This window comes from Enterobacter cloacae complex sp. EB5 (assembly GCF_031432835.1).
Lineage (GTDB): Bacteria > Pseudomonadota > Gammaproteobacteria > Enterobacterales > Enterobacteriaceae > Enterobacter > Enterobacter hormaechei_C.
In genome coordinates this window covers 1,569,815-1,594,972 of the sequence record NZ_CP133860.1, presented here as the reverse complement: position 1 = coordinate 1,594,972, position 25,158 = coordinate 1,569,815, and the positions used below count along the sequence as shown (strand labels likewise).

At 59.4% G+C, this 25,158-nt stretch carries 26 protein-coding genes; 4 read left to right on the top strand and 22 right to left on the bottom strand.

All coding sequences use genetic code 11. The features are described from left to right. Window positions 1-327 precede the first annotated feature (327 nt). Window positions 328-1,641: a glutamate/aspartate:proton symporter GltP gene (gene gltP, locus RHN82_RS07655; protein WP_047052227.1), complete on the top strand. Its 1,314-nt coding sequence runs from the start codon at window positions 328-330 to the stop codon at window positions 1,639-1,641. Window positions 1,642-1,725: 84 nt separating this feature from the next. Here the strand turns inward: gltP and RHN82_RS07650 are convergent, their stop codons facing one another. The 3 genes from RHN82_RS07650 to fdhF form a co-directional block, all read right to left on the bottom strand. Then, window positions 1,726-2,400: a tetratricopeptide repeat protein gene (locus RHN82_RS07650; protein ID WP_015570200.1), complete on the bottom strand. Its 675-nt coding sequence runs from the start codon at window positions 2,398-2,400 to the stop codon at window positions 1,726-1,728. A 121-nt stretch (window positions 2,401-2,521) separates the two neighbouring features. Beyond that, window positions 2,522-2,674 carry a Hok/Gef family protein gene (locus RHN82_RS07645; protein ID WP_023295770.1) on the bottom strand — a complete coding sequence of 51 codons (153 nt, stop codon included), beginning with the start codon at window positions 2,672-2,674 and terminating at the stop codon, window positions 2,522-2,524. 321 nt (window positions 2,675-2,995) lie between these two features. After that, the gene (gene fdhF, locus RHN82_RS07640) at window positions 2,996-5,143 is read right to left on the bottom strand and encodes a formate dehydrogenase subunit alpha (RefSeq protein WP_080024796.1); all 2,148 of its coding nucleotides are present in this window, start codon (window positions 5,141-5,143) and stop codon (window positions 2,996-2,998) included. 256 nt (window positions 5,144-5,399) lie between these two features. Between fdhF and RHN82_RS07635 the strand changes: the two genes are divergently transcribed. Beyond that, window positions 5,400-6,131: a response regulator gene (locus RHN82_RS07635; protein WP_032646891.1), complete on the top strand. Its 732-nt coding sequence runs from the start codon at window positions 5,400-5,402 to the stop codon at window positions 6,129-6,131. On the opposite strand, the gene RHN82_RS07630 is transcribed toward RHN82_RS07635, so the two are convergent. From RHN82_RS07630 to RHN82_RS07605, 6 genes are all read right to left on the bottom strand, one after another. Then, window positions 6,113-7,132 (bottom strand): carbohydrate kinase family protein, encoded by a 1,020-nt coding sequence (locus RHN82_RS07630; RefSeq protein ID WP_047052230.1) that lies wholly within the window; start codon window positions 7,130-7,132, stop codon window positions 6,113-6,115. The genes RHN82_RS07635 and RHN82_RS07630 overlap by 19 nt on opposite strands. Further along, entirely contained in the window at window positions 7,132-7,992 is an 861-nt protein-coding gene (locus RHN82_RS07625) for a ketose 1,6-bisphosphate aldolase (protein ID WP_047052232.1), read from the bottom strand. The genes RHN82_RS07630 and RHN82_RS07625 overlap by 1 nt, the downstream gene beginning before the upstream one ends. 10 nt (window positions 7,993-8,002) lie before the next feature. After that, window positions 8,003-8,689: a D-lyxose/D-mannose family sugar isomerase gene (locus tag RHN82_RS07620; RefSeq protein WP_047052233.1), complete on the bottom strand. Its 687-nt coding sequence runs from the start codon at window positions 8,687-8,689 to the stop codon at window positions 8,003-8,005. A gap of 121 nt (window positions 8,690-8,810) precedes the next feature. Beyond that, entirely contained in the window at window positions 8,811-9,752 is a 942-nt protein-coding gene (locus RHN82_RS07615; protein WP_003860240.1) for an ABC transporter substrate-binding protein, read from the bottom strand. Between the two features lie 28 nt (window positions 9,753-9,780). Beyond that, window positions 9,781-10,776, bottom strand: a complete 996-nt coding sequence (locus RHN82_RS07610) for an ABC transporter permease subunit (protein ID WP_006810448.1) — start codon at window positions 10,774-10,776, stop codon at window positions 9,781-9,783. Between the two features lie 2 nt (window positions 10,777-10,778). After that, window positions 10,779-12,293 (bottom strand): sugar ABC transporter ATP-binding protein, encoded by a 1,515-nt coding sequence (locus RHN82_RS07605; protein ID WP_047052234.1) that lies wholly within the window; start codon window positions 12,291-12,293, stop codon window positions 10,779-10,781. A 125-nt stretch (window positions 12,294-12,418) separates the two neighbouring features. Between RHN82_RS07605 and RHN82_RS07600 the strand changes: the two genes are divergently transcribed. Together RHN82_RS07600 and yjdP are read left to right on the top strand one after the other, a co-directional pair. After that, window positions 12,419-14,698 (top strand): hybrid sensor histidine kinase/response regulator, encoded by a 2,280-nt coding sequence (locus tag RHN82_RS07600; RefSeq protein ID WP_047052236.1) that lies wholly within the window; start codon window positions 12,419-12,421, stop codon window positions 14,696-14,698. Window positions 14,699-14,767: 69 nt separating this feature from the next. Then, the gene (gene yjdP / locus RHN82_RS07595) at window positions 14,768-15,091 is read left to right on the top strand and encodes a DDRRRQL repeat protein YjdP (RefSeq protein ID WP_047052238.1); all 324 of its coding nucleotides are present in this window, start codon (window positions 14,768-14,770) and stop codon (window positions 15,089-15,091) included. A gap of 54 nt (window positions 15,092-15,145) precedes the next feature. Here yjdP and phnP read toward each other — a convergent pair whose 3' ends face one another. The 13 genes from phnP to phnD form a co-directional block, all read right to left on the bottom strand. Beyond that, window positions 15,146-15,904 carry a phosphonate metabolism protein PhnP gene (gene phnP, locus RHN82_RS07590; RefSeq protein WP_047052240.1) on the bottom strand — a complete coding sequence of 253 codons (759 nt, stop codon included), beginning with the start codon at window positions 15,902-15,904 and terminating at the stop codon, window positions 15,146-15,148. 9 nt (window positions 15,905-15,913) lie between these two features. After that, a complete protein-coding gene (phnO, locus tag RHN82_RS07585) occupies window positions 15,914-16,348 on the bottom strand; it encodes an aminoalkylphosphonate N-acetyltransferase (RefSeq protein ID WP_015570217.1) in 435 nt (144 codons plus the stop codon). Then, window positions 16,341-16,892 carry a ribose 1,5-bisphosphokinase gene (phnN, locus tag RHN82_RS07580; protein ID WP_100245279.1) on the bottom strand — a complete coding sequence of 184 codons (552 nt, stop codon included), beginning with the start codon at window positions 16,890-16,892 and terminating at the stop codon, window positions 16,341-16,343. The genes phnO and phnN overlap by 8 nt, the downstream gene beginning before the upstream one ends. After that, window positions 16,889-18,025, bottom strand: a complete 1,137-nt coding sequence (gene phnM / locus RHN82_RS07575; RefSeq protein WP_047052244.1) for an alpha-D-ribose 1-methylphosphonate 5-triphosphate diphosphatase — start codon at window positions 18,023-18,025, stop codon at window positions 16,889-16,891. The genes phnN and phnM overlap by 4 nt, the downstream gene beginning before the upstream one ends. Beyond that, on the bottom strand, window positions 18,022-18,702 hold the full coding sequence (gene phnL, locus RHN82_RS07570) for a phosphonate C-P lyase system protein PhnL (protein ID WP_047052246.1): 681 nt from the start codon (window positions 18,700-18,702) through the stop codon (window positions 18,022-18,024). Before phnL ends, phnM begins: the two co-directional genes overlap by 4 nt. Before the next feature lie 107 nt (window positions 18,703-18,809). After that, window positions 18,810-19,565, bottom strand: a complete 756-nt coding sequence (gene phnK, locus RHN82_RS07565) for a phosphonate C-P lyase system protein PhnK (protein WP_015570221.1) — start codon at window positions 19,563-19,565, stop codon at window positions 18,810-18,812. After that, on the bottom strand, window positions 19,562-20,407 hold the full coding sequence (locus RHN82_RS07560) for an alpha-D-ribose 1-methylphosphonate 5-phosphate C-P-lyase PhnJ (protein WP_310399139.1): 846 nt from the start codon (window positions 20,405-20,407) through the stop codon (window positions 19,562-19,564). Before RHN82_RS07560 ends, phnK begins: the two co-directional genes overlap by 4 nt. Beyond that, window positions 20,400-21,464 carry a carbon-phosphorus lyase complex subunit PhnI gene (locus RHN82_RS07555; RefSeq protein WP_047052249.1) on the bottom strand — a complete coding sequence of 355 codons (1,065 nt, stop codon included), beginning with the start codon at window positions 21,462-21,464 and terminating at the stop codon, window positions 20,400-20,402. The genes RHN82_RS07560 and RHN82_RS07555 overlap by 8 nt, the downstream gene beginning before the upstream one ends. Continuing rightward, the gene (phnH, locus tag RHN82_RS07550; RefSeq protein WP_003860219.1) at window positions 21,464-22,048 is read right to left on the bottom strand and encodes a phosphonate C-P lyase system protein PhnH; all 585 of its coding nucleotides are present in this window, start codon (window positions 22,046-22,048) and stop codon (window positions 21,464-21,466) included. Before phnH ends, RHN82_RS07555 begins: the two co-directional genes overlap by 1 nt. After that, window positions 22,045-22,497, bottom strand: a complete 453-nt coding sequence (gene phnG, locus RHN82_RS07545; protein ID WP_047052253.1) for a phosphonate C-P lyase system protein PhnG — start codon at window positions 22,495-22,497, stop codon at window positions 22,045-22,047. The genes phnH and phnG overlap by 4 nt, the downstream gene beginning before the upstream one ends. Then, window positions 22,498-23,223, bottom strand: coding sequence for a phosphonate metabolism transcriptional regulator PhnF (gene phnF / locus RHN82_RS07540; protein WP_006810434.1), 726 nt, complete (start codon window positions 23,221-23,223; stop codon window positions 22,498-22,500). It lies immediately after the preceding gene. Between the two features lie 20 nt (window positions 23,224-23,243). Beyond that, on the bottom strand, window positions 23,244-24,023 hold the full coding sequence (phnE, locus tag RHN82_RS07535; protein WP_017382653.1) for a phosphonate ABC transporter, permease protein PhnE: 780 nt from the start codon (window positions 24,021-24,023) through the stop codon (window positions 23,244-23,246). Window positions 24,024-24,140: 117 nt separating this feature from the next. Next, complete coding sequence (gene phnD / locus RHN82_RS07530) at window positions 24,141-25,157, bottom strand: phosphonate ABC transporter substrate-binding protein (protein WP_032104778.1); 1,017 nt, start codon at window positions 25,155-25,157, stop codon at window positions 24,141-24,143. Window position 25,158: the final 1 nt, after the last annotated feature.

Sequence of the window (25,158 nt, the reverse complement as noted above, 5' to 3'; positions counted from 1 at the left end):
CGCAATGTCTGAAGAGTATGAAAATTGAGCGAATGAAACTTTGAAGGGAAATAATTCATCTGAAGAATTATTCACTTTTTTGAAGTGAAAATATTTTGTATAACAAACGGTTATTTATGCGAATTGCTATAAATTACCGTCAATGACGCTTTTTGCAGTGAAATGCCTTGTTCTTTAAGGCTTGCGCAGCATGCCGTGCAAATGATACTCATACGGCGCGTTAAAAAATCCCATAAACCAACGCAACACAATTCATACCCTTTCAGTATGTCTCCATATTCATGCAGTTTTGATGGTACGGAGATTTCATTGAGGAAGTCAGTTTCTATGAAAAATTTGAAAGTCAGCCTGGCCTGGCAGATCCTGCTGGCCCTTGTGCTGGGCATCTTGCTGGGCAGTTACCTCCATTATCATAGCGACAGCCGCGAGTGGCTGATTGCGAACCTTCTCTCGCCTGCGGGCGATATCTTTATTCATCTGATCAAGATGATTGTTGTGCCGATTGTGATCTCGACGCTGGTGGTCGGTATCGCGGGTGTCGGTGATGCGAAACAGTTAGGCCGTATCGGCGTTAAAACCATTCTCTATTTCGAAGTGATCACCACGGTTGCCATCGTACTTGGCATCACCCTGGCGAACGTGTTCCAGCCTGGTGCCGGGATCGATATGTCGCAGCTGGCGACGGTGGATATTTCGAAATACCAAAGCACAACCGCCGATGTGCAGAGCCATTCGCATGGGCTGATGGGGACTATCCTGTCGCTGGTGCCGACCAACATTATCGCGTCCATGGCGAAGGGCGAGATGCTGCCGATCATCTTCTTCTCGGTGCTGTTTGGTCTGGGGCTTTCTTCCCTGCCCGCGACGCACCGTGAACCGCTGGTCACCGTGTTCCGATCTATCTCCGAAACCATGTTCAAAGTCACCCATATGGTGATGCGCTATGCGCCGGTCGGGGTATTCGCGCTGATTGCAGTGACCGTGGCGAACTTCGGCTTTGCCTCCCTGTGGCCGCTGGCGAAGCTGGTGATTCTGGTGCACTTCGCGATCCTGTTCTTCGCGCTGGTGGTGCTGGGCATTGTGGCGCGGCTGTGCGGCCTGAGCATCTGGATCCTGATCCGCATCCTGAAGGATGAGCTGATTCTGGCGTACTCCACGGCAAGCTCCGAGAGCGTACTGCCGCGTATCATTGAGAAGATGGAGGCCTACGGTGCGCCGGCGTCCATTACCAGCTTCGTAGTGCCAACGGGTTACTCCTTTAACCTGGATGGTTCGACGCTGTATCAGAGTATTGCGGCGATCTTTATTGCGCAGCTGTACGGCATTGACCTGTCGCTGTGGCAGGAGATCGTGCTGGTTCTGACGCTGATGGTGACGTCCAAAGGCATCGCAGGCGTGCCGGGCGTCTCCTTCGTGGTGCTGCTGGCGACGCTGGGCAGCGTCGGTATTCCGCTGGAAGGGCTTGCATTTATTGCCGGTGTGGACCGAATCCTCGACATGGCGCGTACCGCGCTGAACGTGGTGGGTAATGCCCTGGCGGTGCTGGTTATCTCCAAGTGGGAACACAAGTTCGACCGTAAAAAAGCGCTGGCGTATGAACGCGAGGTGCTGGGTCGTTTTGATAAGACGGCTGACCAGTGATGTAAAAATGCCGGGTGGCGGCTTCGCCTTACCCGGCCTACATAAGCCGTAGGCCCGGTAAGCGCAGCGCCACCGGGCAACAACTTATTCCCCGCTCAACGCATCAAACTCTTCACACCCGGTATCAAACCCTTCGGTACAGCTCAGGTTTAACCAGTAAAGCGCTTTCTGCTTATTCGGTGTGATAAAGCCTTTCTCACCCTGCCTGAACAGCATTCCTGCCCAGTACTCCGCATAGCCCGTCCGGGACAGAGCCGAACTGCGCTTGAACCACGATGCGGCCTGCACGTCATCCTGAGGGACTTCAACGCCGTTGGCATAGATCAGCCCCAGCAGCTGTTGCGCGTCTACCGCCGAGTCGCTATCGATGTCTTCGGTTGCCGATTGCAGCAGTGCGATGGCCTGCGGGTAGTCGGTTTTGCCCGCCTGCGTGTTCACCAGCACCCGCGCCAGCATGATCGCGCCGCGTTTGCTGCCCGCAATGTTTGCCTGCTGGGCCAGGGCTTTAGCCTGCGCATAGTCACCCTGCGAAAAGTGGATTTGCGACAGCAGCGCCATGGCGTCGACATCACCGCCTTTTGCCGCTTTTTCCGCCCACAGCGCCGCCTGCGCGCTGTCGCCGGAACTGAACCAGGTATCGGCAAGATAATACTGCGCGCGCGCATCGCCCGCTTCAGCCTGCTTTTTATACTGGCTGCCTATCTCATCGGCATGGGCAAACGCGGTTAAAAATAACAACATCAGAAAAAGGGTTTTCATGGATTCTTATCATCTGGGTACACGCCGCGCAGTATAATCGCGGTGACAGAAGAAAAAAACGGGTGCGTTAAGACCTCAGCATCCCACAAGCCGGGCGGAACACGCGTTCCGCCCGAAGAGGTTAGCCTGCGTTACAGGCTAATTTCGCCGCCACCTCCTGATGTTCACTCTTTATTGAAAACTCGCAGAGCTTATCGCGAGTAATAAAGGTAAAGATCACTATCGTCAGGCAAATAATAAAGACGATGCCTAACGTAGTTTTTAATGGCGTCATGCCTTTTACTCCTTGTGAAAAAAAGAATAAGAGGCTACTCTCAACCTGTTGGTTGTTGAGGGGTAGCCTCGGGTAAATGCAAATTTCCCGGGGCTTTCCACTTTCTGTCCCTCAACAATGCTCAAGACAGAAAGTCTTAAGCACCCGCCGCATATCTTATCTCGCTGAATTAAAATGCAAAGATGTAATTAATTTTCGCGCAAATTACATTTTTTCTGCGAGACGCCTTCAGAAATATATATAGATGTAATTAATAGCGATGCCATAAATAATAATGGGGTGAATATCTCACCCCATTTAGTCAGCGATTAATTAACGGCTTCATCCCATTGCACTTTCGCGCAGGCGGGCTTTCAGCTTGTTATATTCGTCGATCACATACTGTTCCGCAGCGTGTTGATCCGCTATTGGCTCCACGTTTACGGCGCAGTATTTATACTCCGGCGTTTTGGTTATCGGGCTTAAGTTCTCCGTCACCAGCTCGTTACAGGCGCCAATCCACCACTGGTAGGTCATATAGACTGCCCCTTTGTTCGGACGGTCGCTGACCTGCGCGCGGGTAATGATGCGGCCTTTACGCGAGTTCACCCACACCAGCGCTTCATCTTCAATACCGAGCCGTTCGGCATCGGCGGTGTTGATCTGCGCGTAGCCCGGTTCATCCGCCAGCGCCGCCAGCGCGGCGCAGTTACCGGTCATGGAGCGGCAGGAGTAGTGACCCACTTCACGCACGGTGGAGAGCACCATCGGATACTCGTCGGTGAGCTTATCGATCGGCGCGACCCAGTCGCAGGTGAAGAACTGCGCCAGCCCGTTCGGGGTGTCGAACTTCTCTTTAAAGAGGTATGACGTCCCCTGATCGGATTCTGACTCATCCCGGCACGGCCACTGGATGTAGCCCAGCTCACCCATTTTTTCATAGGTTGCCCCATAAAAGTCCGGGCACAGATGCCGCAACTCGTCCCAGATCTCCTGGGTGTTGTTGTAGTGCATCGGGTAGCCCATGCGGGTGGCGATTTCGCTGATGATCTGCCAGTCCGTTTTCAGATCCCACTTCGGCTCGACGGCCTTGAAGAAGCGCTGGAAGCCGCGGTCTGCCGCCGTATAGACACCTTCATGCTCGCCCCAGGAGGTTGACGGCAGAATCACATCCGCCGCCGCCGCGGTTTTGGTCATAAAGATATCCTGGACAATCACCAGCTCCAGATCCTCAAAGCCTTTGCGCACCGCAGACAGTTCGGCGTCGGTCTGGAGCGGATCTTCACCCATGATGTAGGCTGCACGTACTTCACCGTGCGCCGCGCGGTGCGGCAGCTCGCTGATGCGGTATCCGGTGTGTGCCGGCAGACTCTCCACGCCCCAGGCCTTCGCAAACTTCTCGCGGTTTTCCGGGAATTTGACGTACTGGTAGCCCGGATAGGTGTCCGGCAGCGCGCCCATATCACACGCACCCTGCACGTTATTCTGACCACGCACCGGGTTCACGCCCACATGCGCTTTACCCAGATTGCCGGTCAGCATGGCGAGGCTGGTGAGCGAGCGCACGGTTTCCACGCCCTGGTAGAACTGGGTCACGCCCATGCCCCACAGAATGGCGGCGGTTTTCGCCCCGGCGTACATCCGCGCCGCCTGGCGGATCTCCTGTGCGCTGACGCCGGTTATCGCCTCTACTGACTCCGGCGTATAGCCTTCGACAATCTTGCGATACTCTTCAAACCCTTCCGTACGGCTCGCGACAAACGCCTGGTCGTAGAGGTTCTCCTCAATAATGACGTGCCCCATTGCATTCAACAGCGCGATGTTCGAGCCGTTTTTCAGTGCGATGTGCATATCCGCAATGCGCGCGGTTTCGATTTTGCGCGGATCGCAGACGATAATTTTCGCCCCGTTCTGTTTGGCGCGAATGACGTGATTCGCGACGATAGGGTGAGAATCCGCCGGGTTATAGCCGAAGATGAACACCAGATCGGTGTTATCTATCTCATTGATGGCATTACTCATTGCGCCGTTACCGACCGACTGGTGCAGACCTGCAACCGATGGGCCGTGTCAGACGCGAGCGCAGCAGTCGACGTTATTGGTACCAATAACGGCGCGCGCGAATTTTTGCATCACATAGTTGGTTTCATTCCCGGTTCCGCGTGAGGAGCCGGTAGTCTGAATCGCATCCGGGCCATACTTGGCCTTGATGGCGCTGAGGCGCGTGGCGACGTAATCCAGCGCTTCATTCCAGGAGACGGCTTCCAGCTTGCCGCCGCGCTCGCGACGGATCATAGGGGTTTTCAGGCGCGGGGTGAGGATTTGGGTATCGTTAATAAAATCCCAGCCGTAGTACCCTTTCAGGCACAGCGTGCCCTGATTGGTTTTCCCCTGCGCCGCTTCCGCCCGGACGATTTTGCCGTTATCGACCACCAGGTGGATCTTGCAACCTGAGGCACAATAAGGGCAAACCGTGACGACTTTTTTCATCACTTTGCTCCAGTTAAACAGTTCTTACCTGCCCAATATGCAGCTTCTATGCCATGTTTTTACTATGGGTATTTCCTGACTTTACGACCCTTTGCGGGGCAAAACCCTGACGAAAAACAGCCAATCGTCAAAATTGACGTGTCGAAAGGGCAGGGGATGTGACATGGATTGAATTTCCGTCACGTAAAAAACAATTCGGCTGGAGCCAGCGGCAGAATGGTTCAGACTTAACATAATTCCCTGACGGAAGCATGCGATGAAACCGGCGATTCTGGTGGTTGATGATGATGTCGCAGTCTGCGAACTGCTACAGGATGTGCTCAGCGAGCACGTCTTTACCGTGCTGACGTGTCACACCGGTCAGGACGCGGTGAACCGTGTCCAGCAGGACCCCGGCATTGCGCTGGTTCTGCTGGACATGATGCTGCCGGATATCAACGGATTACAGGTTTTGCTGCAACTGCAAAAGCAGCGACCAGCGCTACCGGTGGTGATGCTGACGGGGCTGGGAAGTGAATCAGATGTGGTCGTCGGGCTGGAGATGGGTGCCGATGATTACATCGGAAAACCGTTCAATCCGCGCGTGGTGGTCGCCCGCGTTAAGGCGGTGCTGCGTCGTACCGGCGCGCTGGACGCGGAGCCTGCCGCGCCGCGCGTTGAAGGTATTGCCTTTAACGGCTGGACGCTGGACACCACCCGCTGCGAGCTGAGCGATCCGCAGCGTAATACCGTGCCGTTAACCCAGGGCGAATACGGCCTGCTGCTGGCATTAACGCAAAACGCCCGCCGGGTACTGAGCCGTGAACAGCTGCTGGAGCTGACCCACAGCGAAAGCGCCGAGGTCTTTGACCGCACTATCGACGTGTTGATCATGCGGCTACGGCGAAAAATTGAGGTCAATCCGCACCAGCCTTTGCTGATCAAAACCATTCGCGGTCTGGGCTATGTTTTTGCCACGGACGTTTCCCATCATGAGAAAGCCGCCTGACCGTTTTCCTGAATAAACGCCTGAAGCTCGGCCAGCGTTTTCGCGCCGTCAATCGCATTGGCCGCCAGCAGGCTGGCCCGCGCGCAGGCGTGCGCCAGATAAATACTCTCGGTAAGCGACAGCGATTCATGGCAGCCGTATAAAAAGCCCGCGCAAAACGCGTCGCCCGCGCCGACGCTGCCAATAATCTCGTCCTGCGTCAGCTTCCACGACGGAACCCATTGCCCTTTTTCACCCGGCGCTTCCCCCCATGCCCCTTCCGGACAGTGGATCACCACCCGCTGCCGCACGCCTGCCGCCAGCAGCTGTGCGGCAGCGTCGGCGATATGGGCCATGTTCAGCGCATCATGGCCGTCGCGGATCTCAAGCCCGCTAAACTCACCGGCTTCCAGTTCGTTAATCACCAGATAATCAAGATGGCGCAGGGCAGGGAGCACCAGCGGCTGATAGCGCGGATCGCCCTTGCGGGAGACCAGATCGAGCGAGGTTTCATACCCCTGATCGCGCATCTGTGCCAGTAACCGCGCGCTGCGGGTGCCAAACTCCTCGTCCGGCATGTCCAGGCTGTCGAGCAGCAGCAGATAGCCGAGATGGAAGATCTTCAGCGATCCGTCTAAACGATCGAAGGCGGGAAGATCCAGCAGGCGGTTGGCCCCCGGCGAGTGGAAAAAGGTGCGCTGTCCGCTGGGGTCGGTCATCACCTGCGACATCGACGTTGGGGCGAACGTTGTACGCTGCACGCGCTGGCGATTGACGTGATACTGGTCGAGCATCGCCAGAATATAGTCTCCGTCGCTGTCTTCCCCAATCAGCCCCACCGCCTGTAGCGGCAGGCCGACGTGCATTTTCGCCAGCGTCAGCAGAACGTTGAGCGGCGCACCGCCGGTTGAGCGTTCACTGTGGGTGATTTCCGCCAGCCAGCCGCGCTCCGGCCACTGCACGATCTGGTGAACGTGATCCACCAGCATGTTGCCTGCAGCGATAATCCCTTTGCGTTCCATTATGCCTGCCCCGCGCTGCCGAAGATGCGCATCTGCTCCGCGACCGTATCGGTAATGGCCTCTTCAATACCCAGCAGCAGTTCGGCAAATTCATCGTACAGCGGCTGGCGGTTTGCCATGCGCTGCTCAACGGCGGCGAGCGCGGCCTGCGACATGCCGGTATAGAAGTTGATTTTATGAATGCCCAGCTCGATGGCGCGGCGGAAATCAGCATCGCTGATGCCAGAGCCGCCGTGTAACACCAGCGGCAGGCCCGTCTGCTGGCGAATGGCGTCCAGACGCGGGAAATCAAGCTTCGGCTCGCCCTTGTATTTGCCGTGCGCGTTGCCAATGGCGACCGCCAGCGCATCGATGCCGGTTGAATCAACAAACTCGCGCGCCAGCTGTGGGTCGGTAAAGAACGCTTCATCCGCATGCCCATACAGCGCGCCGCCTTCATCTCCGCCGACTGCGCCCAGCTCCGCCTCCACCGAGACGCCCACCGCGTGGCACATCTTCACCACTTCCCGGGTCTGGCGGATATTTTCCTCATAGCTCAGCGTCGAGCCGTCGAACATCACCGAGCTGAACCCTAAGCGCAGGGCGCGCACGACGGCCTCAAAATGCAGGCCGTGGTCGAGGTTAAGCACCACGGGAATATCGTGATGGGCGGCTTCGAATTTCACCGCTTCGACAAGCGACTCCAGAGACACGTACTTAAAATGCACTTCCGCGATGTTGATGATAAACGGCGAACGTTCCTGCTTCGCGGCGGCAAACAGCGCGCGCAGAAAATGGGAGTCGAGAACGTTGAACGCGCCCAGGGCGTAGCGGTGTTCTCTGGCGTGTGCCAGACCGTCGGCAAGAGAAATCAATGGCATCATTCACTCCTTATATCCGAAACAGGGTGTACTCGTTGCACAGCACCAGCACCGCCGGTTCGTCTTCTTCGATGGTGTTGTAGCGGTCAATGGGCTGTAAAAAGTGGTTGTCGTGTTCATCGTCATTGACCGACGACACTTCGCCCACCAGCACGTCGCCAAAGCCGCGTTCGCCCCAGAAACTGTGGTACAGGCCGGGCGTCAGGCAGATGCTCTCCCCTGGCGTGAGGCGCAGCTGGCTACCGGGCGCGTGCGTCTGCCGACAACCGTCTATCGTGACGATCACGTCGGTGTTTTCGGTCTCTTCATGCGCGCCCGCATTCCATAACTCAATAATCAGATTCCCGCCGCCGCGGTTGATGATGTCCTCCCGCTTGCGCCAGTGGAAATGCATCGGCGTCACCTGGCCGTCGCGGACGTGCATGATTTTTTCGGCATAGCACTTTTCATAAGGCACGCCGTTGGGGGAGCCGTTGCGCAGGGTGAACAGCGTCAGCCCCTGTGCGGCAAAATTGTTACCGCCAAACGCCGTCACGTCCCAGCCGAGCCTGAGGTCAAACACCTCCTGCCAGGCGGCCTGGTCAAGCTGCTGCCATTTTGTTGGCGGAAAGCTGGCAAACGGCGGGAGATGCACGTCGTGCATGGAGAAGAACTGCCGCGTGTGGCCGAGGATTTCATTGATGTCGGAGCGTTTCATGGGGACTCCTTGCGTTTTATGCCACCCCCTCACCCCGGCCCTCTCCCTCAAGGGAGAGGGGGAGTAAGTTCCCTCTCCCCGTGGGAGAGGGTTAGGGTGAGGGCATCAGGCCGCACCGGGGTTACTTAACCGTCCACCCCTTATACGTGCCGACGTTCTTTTTATCGATCATCGTCACCGGGATCAGCACAGGCTCTTTCGGCGCAGGTTTGCCCTGAAGAATGTCATAGCCGATCTCCACCGCCTTCGCCGCCATCACCTGCGGATCCTGCGCTGGCGTCGCCACAAACAGGGAGTTTTCGCGCTTCAGGGCTTCTTCTCCGTCCGGGCTGCCATCCACGCCAACGATAAAGAATTCATTGCGTTGCGCCTGTTTCGCTGCCAGATCGGCGCCGATCGCCGTCGGATCGTTAATTGCGAATACGCCGTCGATCTTCGGATTGGCCGCCAGCAGGGAGGTCATGACCTCCAGCCCGCCTTCGCGGCTGCCTTTGGCGTTCTGATTATCCGAAAGCACTTTGATATCCGGGTGGCGCCTGAACTCGGTCTGGCAGCCCTCCACGCGGTTTTGTACCGCAGAAACCGGCGGCCCGTTGATGATCACCACGTTGCCTTTACCTTTCAGGCGGTCGGTTATGTACTTACAGGCCATTTCCCCCGCCTGGGTATTATCGGAGGTGATGGTCGCATCGGCCCCTTCCGCCGCCACGTCAACCGCCACGACCACGATCCCCGCTTCTTTGGCGCGTTTTACCGCCGGGCCGATCCCTTTAGAATCCGCAGCGTTGAGGATGATCATGTCCACTTTCGCGGCAATGAAGTTGTCGATCTGCGACACCTGCTGGCCCAGATCGTACCCGCTGGAGACCAGCGTCACCTTGACGTTATCCCCCGCCAGCTTGCGTGCTTCCAGCTCGGCGCCTTTGGTGATCTGCACGAAGAACGGGTTAGCCAGGTCGCCCACCGTCACGCCGATGGACTTCAGATCTTTTGCCTGCGCAAACGGGGTTGCGGCCAGCAGCGCGCCAGCACAGAGCGCGGTCACTAAGGGCTTCAATCTCATGCTGTATTCCTCACGTAGGGTATTGTTGTTATGCACTTTGATGGTGTCGGGTACGGTATTTGTCGATCAGCACCGCTATGATGATCACCGCCCCTTTGATCACCAGCTGCCAGAAGTAGGAGACGCCCATCAGCGTCATGCCGTTGTTGAGGGTGGCGATGATCAACGCGCCGACCAGCGTGCCGGTGATCGTGCCGATCCCGCCGACGAAGCTGGTGCCGCCGAGGATCACCGCCGCAATCGCATCCAGCTCGTACCCCGTGCCGAGGTTGCCGTTGGCGCTGTAGAGGCGCGAGGCGCTCATCACGCCGCCTAATCCCGAGAGCAGGCCGCTCATGCCGTAGACAAACAGCAGCACCAGCCAGACCTTGATGCCGGTTAAGCGTGCCGCCTGCATATTGCCGCCGACCGCATAGATGTGAACGCCGAGGGTTGTGCGACGCAGAATAAACCAGCACACCACAATCACCGCCAGGGCGATCACCACCAGCCACGGTACGGGACCAAGATAGTTATTACCGATCCACTCGAAGCTGATGTTGGAGTTAATGACCGTCGTGCCGTCCGCCAGCAGGTAGGCCGCCCCGCGCAGTGCCGTATAGGTGCCGAGGGTGACGATAAACGGCGGCAGCCCGGCAAAGGCCACCAGCGCGCCGTTGAACAGCCCCAGCACCATACCGAGCATCAGCGCCGCCGGAATGGAGAGCATCGCAAATTCAGGGATAAGCGAGACCACCATCGCCGCTACCGCCGTAGTACCCAGAATCGAGCCCACGGAGAGGTCAATCCCGCCGGTCAGGATGATGAAGGTCATCCCCGCCGCCAGCACGATGTTGATCGACGCCTGCCGGGTAATATTCAGCAGGTTGCTCTCGGTGAAAAAGTTCGGGGCGATAAAGCCAAATACCGCCACAATCAGGATTAAAATCGGCAAAATACCGATCGTTTGCATCAGATCGCTCATCAGCATTTTTTTGGCGGAGGCGGATTTCGCCACCTGCTGCGGATGGGTTGGAGTTGTCATAATTACACCGCCTGATGATGTGTGTCGTTCACGCCGGTTGCCAGCGTCATGATGTTTTCCTGAGAGATGTCGCGTCCGTGGAGTTCACCCGCGATGCTGCCTTCCCGCATCACGTACACCCGGTCGCTCATGCCCACCACTTCCGGCAGCTCGCTGGAGATCATCAGAATCGCCACCCCTTTGCGCGCCATCTGGTTCATGATGCGGTAGATCTCGCTTTTTGCGCCGACGTCCACGCCGCGCGTGGGTTCGTCCAGAATCAAAATGCGCGGGCCTATCGCCACCCAGCGGGAGATCAGCAGCTTTTGCTGGTTGCCGCCGGAGAGCCCGCCCGCGCGCACCTGAGAATGCGGCACGCGGATATTGAGCAGGGCGATGGCGTCATCGGAAATAGACTGCGCTTTTTTGCGGTTTAACATGCCGAAGGTGGCGTCGCGCTCCAGCGTCGCCATGGTGATGTTCTCCTGCGCCGCCAGCTCCAGAAACAGCCCCTGCTCCTTGCGGTTCTCGGTAAGAAAACCGATGCCGTTCTCAATGGCCGCGCGCGGGGAGTGGATCACCACCGGTTCGCCGTCCACCTCAATCATGCCGCCGGTGGCTTTGCGCACGCCGAAGATCAGCTGCGCCAGCTCGGAGCGTCCGGCGCCGACCAGCCCCGCCAGCCCGACGATTTCACCGGAGCGCACCTGCAAACTGCACGGCTGCACTTTTTTGCCATCTGTCAGGTGGTGCACGTTCAGACGCGGGCTGCCGAGCGGAATATCGCGCTCTTTGTTAAACAGATCGCTGAGCGGGCGGCCCACCATCATGCGCACCAATTCAGAGGCATTCAGCTTGTCGCGCGTCAGGCTGCCGACGTACTGCCCGTCGCGCAGGACGCTGACGCGATCGGAAAGCTCATACACTTCCGCCATCCGGTGGCTGATGTAGATAATCGCCATACCTTCATCGCGCAGGCGCAAAATCAGTTCGAACAGACGGTGGGTTTCGCGCGAGGAGAGGGCGGCGGTGGGTTCATCCATCACCAGAATGCGGCTGTTGCGGTGCAGCGCGCGGGCGATCTCCACCTGCTGTTGCTCGGCGATGGTCAGCTTCATGACCAGGTCGGTGGCGCTGAACTGCGCGCCCAGTCGGTCAATGACCGCCTGGGCCTGGGCAGCCATCTCTTTGCGCTGGACCAGCCCGCCGCGCGACAACTCGCTGCCGAGAAAAATGTTTTCCGCCACGGTCAGGTTAGGAGCAAGCTGCATCTCCTGATAAATCAGGGTAATGCCTGCGGCCAGCGCATCCTTCGGCCCTTTGATGTGAAACGGCTTACCGTCGATGAGGATGTCGCCGCTGCTGGCGGTATAGGCACCTGCGAGGATCTTCATCAGCGTGCTTTTTCCGGCGCCGTTTTCCCCCATCAGCGCGTGGATCTCACCGGGGAAAACCGTCAAATCCACGCCCTTGAGCGCGTGGAAATTGCCAAACGTCTTGGCAATGTGGCGCATCTCTAAAACCGGGGTTCTGCTCATGGCGGATCTCCTGTGAATGTCGATATCTGCACTTCATCACAGGCGCGTAAATGCAAAATGTCAGAAGCTGTTCATATTTGTCATAGTTATGAATAGCGAATGTGGATCACAGTTACGGAGTCAACATGTCTTCACGCCCCCCGTTCTTCACCAGCGCCCGCGGTCGCCTGCTGATATTTAACCTGCTGGTGGTGGCGGTAACGCTGATGGTCAGTGGCGTGGCGGTGCTCGGCTTTCGTCATGCCAGCCAGATCCAGGAGCAGGTGCAGCAGCAAACGCTGGATGACATGACCGGCAGCATGAACCTCGCGCGTGATACCGCGAATGTGGCGACGGCGGCGGTGCGGCTGTCGCAGGTGGTCGGTGCGCTGGAGTACAAAGGCGAAGCTGAACGGCTGAAACAGACGCAGATGGCGCTGCGCCACTCGCTGGAGCAGCTTGCCGATGCGCCGCTGGCGCAGCAGGAGCCGGCGCTGGTGGCGCGTATTATTCGCAGGAGCAATGAGTTACAGCAGAGCGTGACGGGAATGCTGGAGCGCGGGCAAAAACGGCATCTGGAGCGTAACGCGCTGCTCAGCGCGCTGTATCAAAGCCAAAGCTACCTGCGTCATTTGCAGGATATCAACCGCCGTTACGCGAGCAATGTGCCAGACGCCCGGCAGCTTGCAGAGATGGACAGGCTGATCGTTGCCGCCATTGATACCCCTTCACCGCGCGCCACGGTGCAGCAGCTGGATGCAGTAACCGCGATGTTACCCGCGAGCGCCCTGCAACCGGTGGTCAACCTGGTGCTCCCGGATTTTAATGATGAGCTGCGCAAGCTCGCGCCACTGTCGAAGCAGCTGGAAGAGAGCGATCTGTCCATCAGCTGGTACATGTTCCACATCAAGGCGCTGGTGGCGATATTAAACCGCGACATCAATCAGTACGTTGAACAGGTGGCGCAGGCCTCCCGGCTGCGTACCGCCCAAAGCCACCAGGAGCTGCGCTCCATCAGCGTGTTTATCAGCGTCTTCGCGGTGCTGGCGCTGATCATCACCGGCTGCGCCTGCTGGTATATTTACCGCAATCTGGGCTCCAACCTGACGGCTATCTCAAGGGCAATGTCGCGCCTCGCTCACGGCGAGCAGGATGTGTCGGTGCCCGCGCTACAGCGGCGTGATGAGCTGGGGGAACTGGCGCGCGCGTTTAACGTTTTTGCCCGCAATACCGCTTCGCTGGAGCACACCACGCGGCTACTGAAGGAGAAGACCTCGCAGATGGAGGTCGACCGCATCGAACGTCAGGGGCTGGAGGAGGCGCTGCTGCACAGCCAGAAAATGAAGGCGGTCGGGCAACTGACGGGCGGGCTGGCGCATGATTTTAATAACCTGCTGGCGGTGATAATCGGCAGTCTGGAGCTGACCGATTCAGCGTCACCGGACGCGCCGCGCATCACTCGTGCGCTCAAAGCCGCGGAACGCGGGGCCATGCTCACCCAGCGTCTGTTGGCCTTCTCGCGCAAGCAATCCCTGCAACCCCATGCGGTAGAGATGAAGCCGCTGCTGGAGAACCTGAGCGAGCTGATGCGGCACTCGCTTCCCGCCACGCTGACGCTGGATATTGAAGCGCAAACCCCGGCCTGGCCCGCATGGATTGACGTCAGCCAGCTGGAAAACGCCATTATCAACCTGGTAATGAACGCCCGTGATGCAATGGAGGGGCAAAACGGTGTGATTAAAATCCGCACCTGGAACCAGCGTGTGACCCGCAGCGACGGGCGCAGGCAGGATATGGTCGCGCTGGAGGTGATTGACCACGGCTGCGGGATGTCGCAGGAGGTGAAATCGCAGGTCTTTGAACCGTTCTTCACCACCAAACAGACCGGCAGCGGCAGCGGGTTAGGGCTGTCGATGGTGTACGGCTTTGTGCGTCAGTCCGGGGGGCGCGTTGAGATCGAAAGCGCGCCGGGGCAGGGAACCACCGTGCGGCTCCAGCTGCCGCGCTCGACGCTGCCTGCGTTCTCCGATGATGCCGCGCTGGCGGCCACGGCCCCGGCAGAAAGTGAGCTGCTTGTGCTGGTCCTGGAAGATGAGGCGGGCGTGCGGCAGACCCTGTGCGAGCAACTGCACCAGCTTGGCTACCTGACGCTTGAAGCCGAAAACGGCGAGCAGGCGCTGAACATGCTGGACGCGTCGCCGGATATCGGCATGTTTATCAGCGACCTGATGTTGCCGGGCGGCCTGAGCGGTGCAGAGGTGATCGGCCATGTACGCAGCCACTATCCGCAGTTGCCGGTGCTGCTGATCAGCGGGCAGGATTTGCGCCCGGCGCATAACCCGCAGCTGCCGGACGTTCAGTTACTGCGAAAACCGTTCACCCGCGCACAGCTGGCGCAGGCGCTGCGCAAGGTGATGGTAATTTGAGATTCCTCCGCTACTCCCGCTAACAGCCAGTCATTACTTTAAGGCCAGTTCACCTGCGAGTCTGGCCTTATGAAACGTTACTCTACCGCTCTGTTATTGGGTCTGCTGACTTTAACCAGCCAACTGGCGCATGCCGATGTGATTGATGATGCCATTGGCAATATTCAGCAGGCGATCAACGACGCCTATAACCCCGGCAGCAGCCGTAATGATGATGACGACGATCGTTACGATCGCAGCCGTCAAACCGACAGCCGCCAGTACGACGATCGTCGTCGGCAGTTAGAAGAGCGACGCCAGCGTTTAGACGAGCGTCAGCGGCAGCTGGATGACGATCGGCGTCGGTTAGAAGAGGATGAGCGCCGGTTAGAGGATGATTACGATCGGTGGTAACCCCGGTATTGCAACGCGTAGGCCGGGTAAGGCGCAGCCGCCACCCGGCAAAATTTAATCCAGCACCAGTACCATCCCGTCATACCCCGCTTCAATGCCGGACGGCAGCGGGTTATCCATCATCCACACGTCAAACTGATGGCTGATATGCGTCAGGATCACCTGCGGACAGCCAATTACCTCGTTCAGCGCAATCACCGTATTCAAATCACAATGGTTGCGCGGCGTTTCCGGGCGCGGTTCATGGCTACAGTCGATAATCATCGCCTGCGGCTGATTGTTTAGCAGAAACGTCACCGTTTTATCCGGTAGCCCGGCGGTATCAGAAAGCCACGCCACGCGGCTGTGGGCGGACTCCAGCAGATAGCCAAACGTGAGTTTTGAATGGTTGAGCGGCAGTGGCGTGACCCGCAAGCCCTGAAGTTCAAACATCACAAACGGCTCCACCGTGTGGCTGAAATCGAGAAGGCCCGGATGCTTGAACAGGTCGTCACAGCCTGCGTCGTCCGGCGGGCCGTAAACCGGAATGGTCGCTCCCACGCCCCAGCGCAGAGGAAACAGCCCCTGAACGTGATCCATATGATAATGGGTAAGCAAAAACTGCCTGAAACTCCCCGCGGGCCAGTCGTCCATCAGGTGTGGAATACCCGCGTCCAGCAAGGTGACCGCATCGTTGAATTTCACCGCCGCGCTACAGGGGCGACGGCGATAATTTTCCTGTAAACGCGCCCGTCGGCACGCCGCGCAGTCGCAGCCAAACACCGGCACCAGCTGCGCCCCTCCGGTTCCTGTCAGCGTGATCGTCAGACTCATAACGCACCTCTACAGCGGTTTTGTGAAGCGGAAATGGCTTTGCGTATACCCTTCACGTACATAAAAACGGTGCGCGTCCACGCGCTTCACGCTGGTGGAAAGCTCGGTCAGCTCGGCGCCTGCCTGTCGCGCGACGTCCTCTGCCCAGGCCAGCAGCTGGCTGCCCACTTTTAATCCGCGCGCCTGCGGCATCACCACCAGCTCCTGGATCTCGCCGATCCAGCGGGCGTGATGCAGGTGAAACTGCATATGCAGGCCGATCATACCGATGATCTGCCCGTCCAGCTCGGCCAGCTGGTAGCGCATATTGTGATCCTGCAAGTTGGCCAGATACCCGGCGTGAAACGCCTGATGATCGAACTCGGCCTGCTTAAGTTCGCAGATCAGCGCGTAAACGATCGGCGCATCGTCGGCGGTGGCGGGGCGAAGCTGGCAGTCAGGCATGCTGTTTCTCCTTCTGGCGAATAAGCGATAGAAAGGTCTCGACTGACTGTAGCAAACTTCCGTCGTTATTGAGGAGATGGCAACCCGACGGGGTGTAGCGCGCCGCCCGTTCCAGCCGCTGGTCGATCTCGCGCGCGTTTTCGCGCCCCCGCTTTTGCAGCCGGCTACGCAGAACGTCCGGGGAAACCTGCAAACAGACCGGGAGCAGCGCCGCTTCGTACCGGGCGCGAGCCTGCGGGAGATGCGCCCGCGAGCCGTTAACCAGCACGTCGAACCCCGCATGCAGCCAGAGGTCAATCTCAATGCCGACGCCATAGTAGTAGCCGTTGGCATGCCAGCTCAGCGCCAGCAGGTTTTGTCCGGCACGGGTAAAAAACTCCTGCTCGCTCAGGGCGATATGGTTCTCGCTTCCGGCGTTGGCAACGCGCGTGATATAGCGGTGCGCCACCAGCAGCTGTGAATGTTCCCGCTGCCGTAACGCCGACAGCAGGCTGTCCTTCCCGGAGCCGGACGGGCCCATTAACCAGATGAGTTTTCCCATCAGAACACCCTCTTTCCCTGACGCCAGACGTGGTCGATATGCACGTGCTCGCCCTTACGGTGGGCGAGCACCAGATCGGCCCGTTTCCCCTCGGCAATTTCACCGCGATCGTGAAGATTAAGCGCGCTGGCTGGGTTTTTCGTCACCAGGCGAATCGCCTGCGGCAGCGTGAAGCTGTTGCCCTCGTCGTCCGCGACGCGGAAGGCCGCGTCCAGCAGGCTGGCGGGGTAATAGTCAGAGGAGAGGATATCCAGCAGGCCGAGGGAGGCAAGCTTGCTTGCCGCCACGTTGCCGGAATGCGACCCGCCGCGCACGATGTTCGGCGCGCCCATCAGGACGTTCATGCCGTGCTGGCGCGACGCCTCTGCCGCTTCAAACGTGGTGGGAAATTCAGCGATCACGCTGCCAAGCTGGTGGGATTCACGCACGTGATCGTGCGTGGCGTCGTCATGGCTGGCCAGGGCAATATTACGGTCCCGGCACATGGCGGCAATGGAGAGGCGATTCGGCTGCGACCACTGGGCCGCAAGCTGGAGCTGCTCTTCTTCGTAGCGCGCCATCTCCGCGTCGTTGAGCGCGTATTTGCCCTGATAGTATTCGCGATACTTTTCAATGTTGGCGAACTGGCGCTGCCCCGGCGAGTGATCCATCAGGGAAACCAGCGAGACCGGCTCGCGGCCCACCAGCTTTTCAAACAGCGGCAGGGTGGTGTGGTGCGGCAGCTCGCAGCGCAGGTGCAGGCGGTGCTCGGCGCGGTTGAGGCCGCGCTTTTGCGTCTCCTCCACGGCGTTGATCATCTTCTCCAGGTTCTCCAGCCGATCGCCGCCGTCGCGCACGTCGCCGATCGCCACCGCGTCCAGCACGGTGGTGATGCCGCTGGCGACCATCAGCGCGTCGTGGCTGCTCATCGCTGAATGCGCAGGCCAGTCCACCTTCGGGCGCGGGGTGAAGAATTTATCCAGATTATCGGTATGCAGCTCAATCAGCCCCGGCAGCAGCCAGCCGCCTTCGCCATCCATCGCTTGAGGAGTGCGGCTCCGGGTTTCGGCAAAGGCGCGGATGACACCGTCCCGCACCTCAACCGAGCCGTTCACGACCTCATTTTCCAGCACCAGCCTGACGTTATTGATAATCATACGTTTGTCCCCATCGGGTGCAGTCTGTCGGCTACGCGGTTGCGAACGTTTTCGTCGTGGAAGATCCCGACGATCGCCGCGCCGCGCGCTTTGGCCTGTTCGATCAGTTCCATCACCGCTGCGCTGTTTTTACTGTCGAGCGAGGCGGTGGGTTCATCCAGGAGTAAAATCGGGTAATCGACGATAAAGCCGCGGGCGATGTTGACGCGCTGCTGCTCGCCGCCGGAAAAGGTCGACGGGGCGAGGTGCCACAGACGCTCCGGTACGTTGAGGCGCGTCAGCAGGCTGGCGGCTTTAGCGGCGCAGGTTTCGCGCGGTACGCCGAGATCCAGCAGGGGCTGCATGACCACGTCCAGGGCGGAGATCCGCGGGATCACCCGCAGGAACTGGCTGACCCAGCCGATCGTCGAGCGGCGCACTTCCAGCACCTTGCGCGCCGGGGCCTGGACCAGATCGACCCATTCATTGTTATGGCGAATATGGATATGGCCTTCGTCCGGCAGGTAGTTGGCATACAGGGAGCGCAACAGGGTGGATTTTCCGCTGCCGGAATGGCCATGCAGCACCACGCATTCGCCGTTGCTGACCTCTAACGAGGCATTTTGCAGTACCGGCAGGCGGACGCCGTTTTGCTGGTGGAGCACAAAGGTTTTACTTACGTTTTGTACGTGGATCATGTTGGCCTCGCGATTCGTTTTGCCGGGTGGTGGCTTCGCCTTACCCGGCCTACAAGGTGCGGTGTTCGTAGGCCGGGTAAGCGCAGCGCCACCCGACAACCGCGCCCTCAGTTCTGCAATACGGACGACACCAGCAGCTGGGTGTACGGATGATGCGGATCGTCGAGCACCCGGTCGGTTAGCCCACTTTCCACCACCTGACCCTGCTTCATCACCAGCAGACGGTCCGCCAGCAGGCGCGCAACGCCTAAATCATGGGTGACAATCACCACCGCCAGGTTCAGCTCCACCACCAGGCCGCGCAGCAGGTCCAGCAGGCGCGCCTGGACGGAGACGTCCAGCCCGCCGGTCGGTTCATCCATAAACACCAGCTTCGGATGGGTGACGAGATTGCGGGCAATCTGTAAACGCTGCTGCATGCCGCCGGAGAAGGTGGTCGGCAGGTCGTCGATGCGCGAGGCGGGGATTTCAACCTCTTCCAGCCAGTGCTGCGCCGTGGCGCGGATATTGCCGTAGTGGCGCGCGCCGGTGGCCATCAGCCGTTCGCCGATGTTGCCCCCCGCCGACACCTGGCGGCGCAGGCCATCCATCGGGTGTTGATGCACCACGCCCCACTCGGTGCGCAGCAGGCGGCGGCGATCGGCTTCGCTCATGCCATACAGCGACACGCCCTCATACAAAATGTCGCCGTTCTGCGGCGTCAGGCGCGCGGAGATGGACTTCAGCAGGGTGGTTTTACCGGAGCCGGACTCGCCGACAATGCCCAGCACTTCGCCCGGCCACAGCTCAAACGACACGTCGCTAAAGCCTTTGCCCGGCGCATAAAGGTGAGTCAGGTTATTAACCGAAAGCAGCGGTTTCATTTGCTGTTCGCCTCGCTCTGTTGGCGGCAGTAATCGGTGTCGGAGCAGACAAACATCCGTTTGCCCGTGTCGTCCAGCACCACTTCATCCAGATAGCTATGCTTCGAACCGCAGATGGCGCACGGCTCGTCCCACTCCTGCACCGTAAACGGGTGATCGTCAAAATCCAGGCTCTCCACACGGGTGTACGGAGGCACGGCGTAGATGCGTTTTTCACGTCCGGCGCCAAAAAGTTGCAGGGCGGGCATCATGTCCATCTTCGGGTTATCGAATTTCGGGATCGGCGACGGGTCCATCACGTAGCGGCCGTTCACCTTCACCGGGTAGGCGTAGGTGGTGGCGATATGGCCGAAGCGGGCGATGTCCTCATACAGTTTGACCTGCATGATCCCGTACTCTTCCAGGGCGTGCATGGTGCGGGTTTCGGTTTCCCGCGGCTCGATAAAACGCAGCGGCTCCGGGATCGGCACCTGGAAAATCAAAATCTGATCTTCAGTCAGCGGGGTCTCCGGAATGCGGTGACGGGTCTGGATCAGCGTCGCGTCTTCGGTTTTATCGGTGGTGTTGACGCCCGTTACGCGCTTAAAGAAGTTGCGGATCGACACGGCGTTGGTGGTGTCGTCTGCCCCCTGGTCGATGACCTTCAGCACGTCCGCTTCGCCAATCACGCTGGCGGTGATCTGAATACCGCCGGTGCCCCAGCCGTAGGGCATTGGCATTTCTCGGCCGCCGAATGGCACCTGGTAGCCGGGGATCGCCACTGCCTTCAGGATGGCGCGGCGGATCATGCGTTTAGTTTGTTCGTCCAGATAGGCAAAGTTGTAGCCGCTTAAGTTAGTCATTGGCGCGCTCCCGTTGCAGGCGTTTCAGCAGTTCCAGTTCGGCCTGGAAATCGACGTAGTGCGGCAGCTTGAGGTGCGAGACAAAGCCGGCGGCCTCAACGTTATCCGCGTGGGCCAGCACGAACTCTTCGTCCTGTGCCGGGCCTGCAATATGCTCGCCGTAGTCCGGGGCCTGGAGCGCACGGTCAACCAGCGCCATCGCCATCGCCTTGCGCTCGCTCAGGCCATACACCAGCCCGTAGCCGCGGGTAAAGTGCGGATCTTCATTCTCTGGTGCGACAAAACCGTTCACCATTTCGCACTCGGTCATCAGCAGTTCGCCGATGTTCACCGCAAAACCAAGCTCTTCCGGTACGATTTCAATGTCGATATAGCCGCTGCGGATCTCTGCCGCGAAGGGGTGGTTGCGCCCGTAGCCGCGCTGCGTGGAGTAGGCCAGCGCCAGCAGATACCCTTCATCGCCACGCATCAGCTGTTGCAGGCGGGACGAGCGTGAACAGGGATAGACCGGCGGCGTGCGGGTGATGTCATCCGGTGCGCTGCCGGTGTCCTCTTCCGCCTTCGCCAGCCCCTGGTTTGCCAGCAGGCTAAAGACGTGCGGGGAGGCGTCTTGTTCAGCGTCAGAGGCGCTGAGCTGCGGTGTTTCACCGTTCGCCAGCAGAGTGAAGTCCAGCAGGCGATGGGTGTAGTCGTAGGTCGGACCAAGCAGCTGGCCGCCAGGAATATCTTTGTACACCGCAGAAATACGGCGCTCTAATCGCATTTCCGCCGTATTCACCGGCTCGCTTACCGCCAGCTTCGCAAGCGTGGTGCGGTAAGCGCGCAGCAGGAAGATGGCTTCCACGTTATCGCCGCTGGCCTGTTTCAGCGCCAGCGCCGCCAGTTCGCGGTCCGCGATGCCGCCTTCGGTCATCACGCGGTCGACGGCCAGGTTTAGCTGCTGTTCAATCTGGGCGACGCTCAGCTCAGGAAGGGCATCATCCCCCCGGCGTCTGTGCGCCTGCAAGGCATGGGCGGCAGCGATCGCCTTCTCGCCCCCTTTGACGGCAACGTACATCAGCACACCTCCACGTGAGTGGTTCGCGGGATCGCCAGCAGGCGCTCGCCGCAGGTCAGGATCAGGTCGATACCGAGCGGGAACGGATGCGGGCGCTCGGTCAGCTCATGAATGATGCACTCCGGCAGTTGGGGGGCGACCATCCGCTCGTCGGCGATCCCTGCACCCGTCAGGCGCAGCATGCGGCCACCGCTCAGGCTGGAGACTTGCAGGATCAGCGTGGCGCTGGTTTCCGGTGCGACGGCGCTGCCTTCGCTCAGGGCGTTAAGTTGTTCATGGCTGATTTGCTCGTCGGCCACGGCGAAGACCGCCTGCTGTGGCTGCTCGACCAGCGGCGCGTTGGTGTGAAAGCGCAGGTTCTGGCTGGCGATATCGTTCAGCAATGCGCCTGACAGCCATACCGGGGTGTCGTTGTCCGCCAGGGTCAGCAGCACGCTGGTCGAGGCGAGGTTCAGCGGCAGCCAGCCCTGGGAGAGCTGGTGCAGCGAGACAATGACGCCCGGTTCGCTCATGGCTTTCAGCAGGCGACGGAAACTCTGTTGGGCATCCTGGACGGCCAGGGTAAAAGCAGGTTGAAGCGTCATGCGTTGTCTCCGCGAACGAGCGTAAAGAAGTCGACCCGGCTGGTATTTACTTCGGCCTGACGCGCGGCAAGGCGTGCGGCGCGGTCAGCTTCCAGCGGGGCAATCAGGGTTTCCATTAACGTCTGAAAATGCGGCTGTTCCTGTAAAAGCGCGTCGATTGCTGCGCAGCGCTCGGCGTGCGTTTTGTCGCGCCCAAGTACGTAGCCGTAGCCCAGCGTGCCGCTTTTCAGGCGGATCACCGCGCGGGTGAGGGTGGCATCGCCGGCGAAGAAGCGCTCGCCGGTGCCGCCCATGTGTGCCTGGATCTGCACCAGGCCGATCTCCGGCGCGCGGATCGTGTCGTAGTCCGGCGTCAGGCCGAGCGCGCTCATGCGGGCAGCCAGCGCATCAGGCTGGCTGTGGGCCAGCACGCGCATCCAGCGCTGACGAGTGGAGGTGTCGAAGTGCATTCAGTGCTCCATGGTAAATTCAATCATGTCGGCGCGGGTCAGGCTGACGGAGTATTCCGTTGCGTTGACGTCGCCGTCACGGTGGTTGAGGGTGCGCACGCAGAGCAGCGGGGCCATGTTGGGGATCTCCAGCACCTTGCTCTCTTTCGCCTGCGCGCGGCGGGCGCTGATGCGCGTCTGGGTGCGTTTGAGCGCGATACCCGTCGCGTCCTGAAGAAAATCATGCAGCGAACCGCTGGCGAAATGTTGCAGCACGGGCCAGAGGGTGAGGTCCGCGAAGTAGTGGTCGATCTGACAGACCGCCACGCCGTTTACCCGGCGCAACGTGCGCAGGTGAACGACGTTGTCGCCCTCCTGAATCCCCAGCGCGTCCGCCACGTGGCGGGAGGCCGGGCGCAGGACAGACAGCAGCTTTTCGCTGGTGGGGTGGCTGCCCTGATCGAGCAGGTTCTGGCTAAAACGCGCCTGGGCATTGAGCGGGTAGTCGAACGGACGCATCAGCACCAGCACGCCGACGCCCTGACGGCGCTGGACCCAGCCGCGCTCCACCAGCTGATCGATGGCGCGACGCAGGGTGTGGCGATTCACTTCGTAGCGGTCGGCAAGCTGCTGCTCGGCAGGCAGGTAGTCTCCGCAGCGGTAGTGCGTGCGCAGCTCCACTTCGAGCTTGGCCGCAATCTCTTGCCAGCGGGTGGGGTAACTGGTCGGATGTCTGGATAAGTGCATACAAATCAAAGCCTCGCTTCTCAGATGAAGTGCTTACGCAAACGTTGAGAGAGGAAATCCAGCAGGCTGACGGTGACGATGATGAGCACCATCAGGGCGCAGGTTTGCTGGAACTGGAAACCACGAATCGCTTCCCACAGGGTGACGCCAATGCCGCCTGCGCCCACCATGCCGACCACGGTGGCGGAGCGAACGTTGGACTCGAAGCGGTACAGGGAGTAGGAGATGAGCAGCGGCATCACCTGCGGCAGGACGCCGTACAGGATCTCTTCGATTTTGTTCGCTCCGGTTGCGCGGATGCCTTCCACCGGGCCGGGCTCGATGGCTTCAACCGCTTCGGAGAGCAGCTTGGAGAGCACGCCGGTGGTGTGGATGAACAGCGCCATCACGCCCGCGAACGGACCCAGGCCGACGGCGACCACGAACAGCATCGCAAAGACCATTTCGTTGATGGCGCGACAGGCGTCCATCAGGCGACGCATCGGCTGGTAGATCCACCACGGCACGATGTTTTCGGCGCTCATCAGGCCAAACGGAATGGAGAGGATCACGGCGAGGGCGGTGCCCCAGACGGCAATTTGCAGGGTGATCGCCATTTCACCGAGGTAGTCCTGCCACTGGCTGAAGTCCGGCGGGAAGAAGTCGGCGGCGAAGGTCGCCATGTTGCCGGAATCTTTGAAGAGCAGCAGCGGATCCATCTCCGCGCCCTTCCAGGAGATAACGAGCACCGCCAGCAGAACGGCCCAGCTTATGAGCGAGAACCAGCTGCGCTTTGGCGGCGGGAGGGTGATGGTTTGCATGTTGGCTCCTTTGGGTTTAGTCCCCTCTCCCTTGAGGGAGAGGGTTAGGGTGAGGGGGAAATGTACGTGCTGATGCCCTCACCCCGGCCCTCTCCCACAGGGAGAGGGAGAAAAACGTTACTGCACCGCTTTATTCACGCTGGTCATGGCACCGAGCGCGGCGGTCAGGCGGTCGAGATCGTCCAGTTGCGCCTGAATTTCCGACACTTTGCTGGTCTTCTCTTCTTCCTTCAGACCTTTGTTGTCCTTCACGCCCTGCATCTGCTTGAACAGCGCCAGCTGGCGAATCGGCACCAGCTGCAAATCGCTGGACGCGCGGAACGGTGCCCAGCCCAGACGCGCCAGAACCGCTTTCTCTTCCGGTGTTTTGCCGTAGTTCATAAAGAAGTCGTAGACCTTGTCCTTGGTATTCTCAGAGAGGTTTTTGCGCCACACGATCGGGTCGCCCGGGATCAGCGGCGATTTCCAGATAACCTTGATTTCCTTCAGCTTGTCCGGCGCGGAGGTCTTCAGCTTGTCGAGGTTTTCAGTGTTGTTGGTGGCGACGTCAACCTGCTTATTCGCCACGGCCAGGGCGTTGGTTTCGTGGCTGGCGTTGACCGTGCGCTTAAAGTCGCTGGCGGAGACGTTGTTTTTCGCGAAGACGTAGTAGCCAGGGACGAGGAAGCCGGAAGTGGAGTTCGGGTCGCCGTTACCAAAGGTCAGCTCTTTGCGTTTGGCGAGCATGTCGTTGAGGTTGTTGATCGGGCTGTCTTTGTTCACGATCAGCACGCTCCAGTAGCCCGGGGAGCCGTCTGCCGCAACGGTCTGGGCGAACACCTGGCCGTTCGCGCGATCTACCGCTTCCATAGCAGAGAGGTTGCCATACCAGGCGATGTCGACCTTGTTGAAGCGCATTCCCTGAATGATGCCCGCGTAGTCCGGGGCGAAGAAGGCGTTCACTTTGATCCCCAGTTTGGTTTCCATATCTTTCAGGAACGGTTCCCACTGCGGCTTCAGGTTTTGCTGTGATTCCGTTGAAATGATGCCAAAGTTCAGCGCTTTTTCCTGTTCCTCTGCGTAAGCAGGGCTTAGCAGGGTGCTGATGCTGAACATGCTGGTGAAGGCCAGCGCGGCAACGGCTTTGTAGTTCATG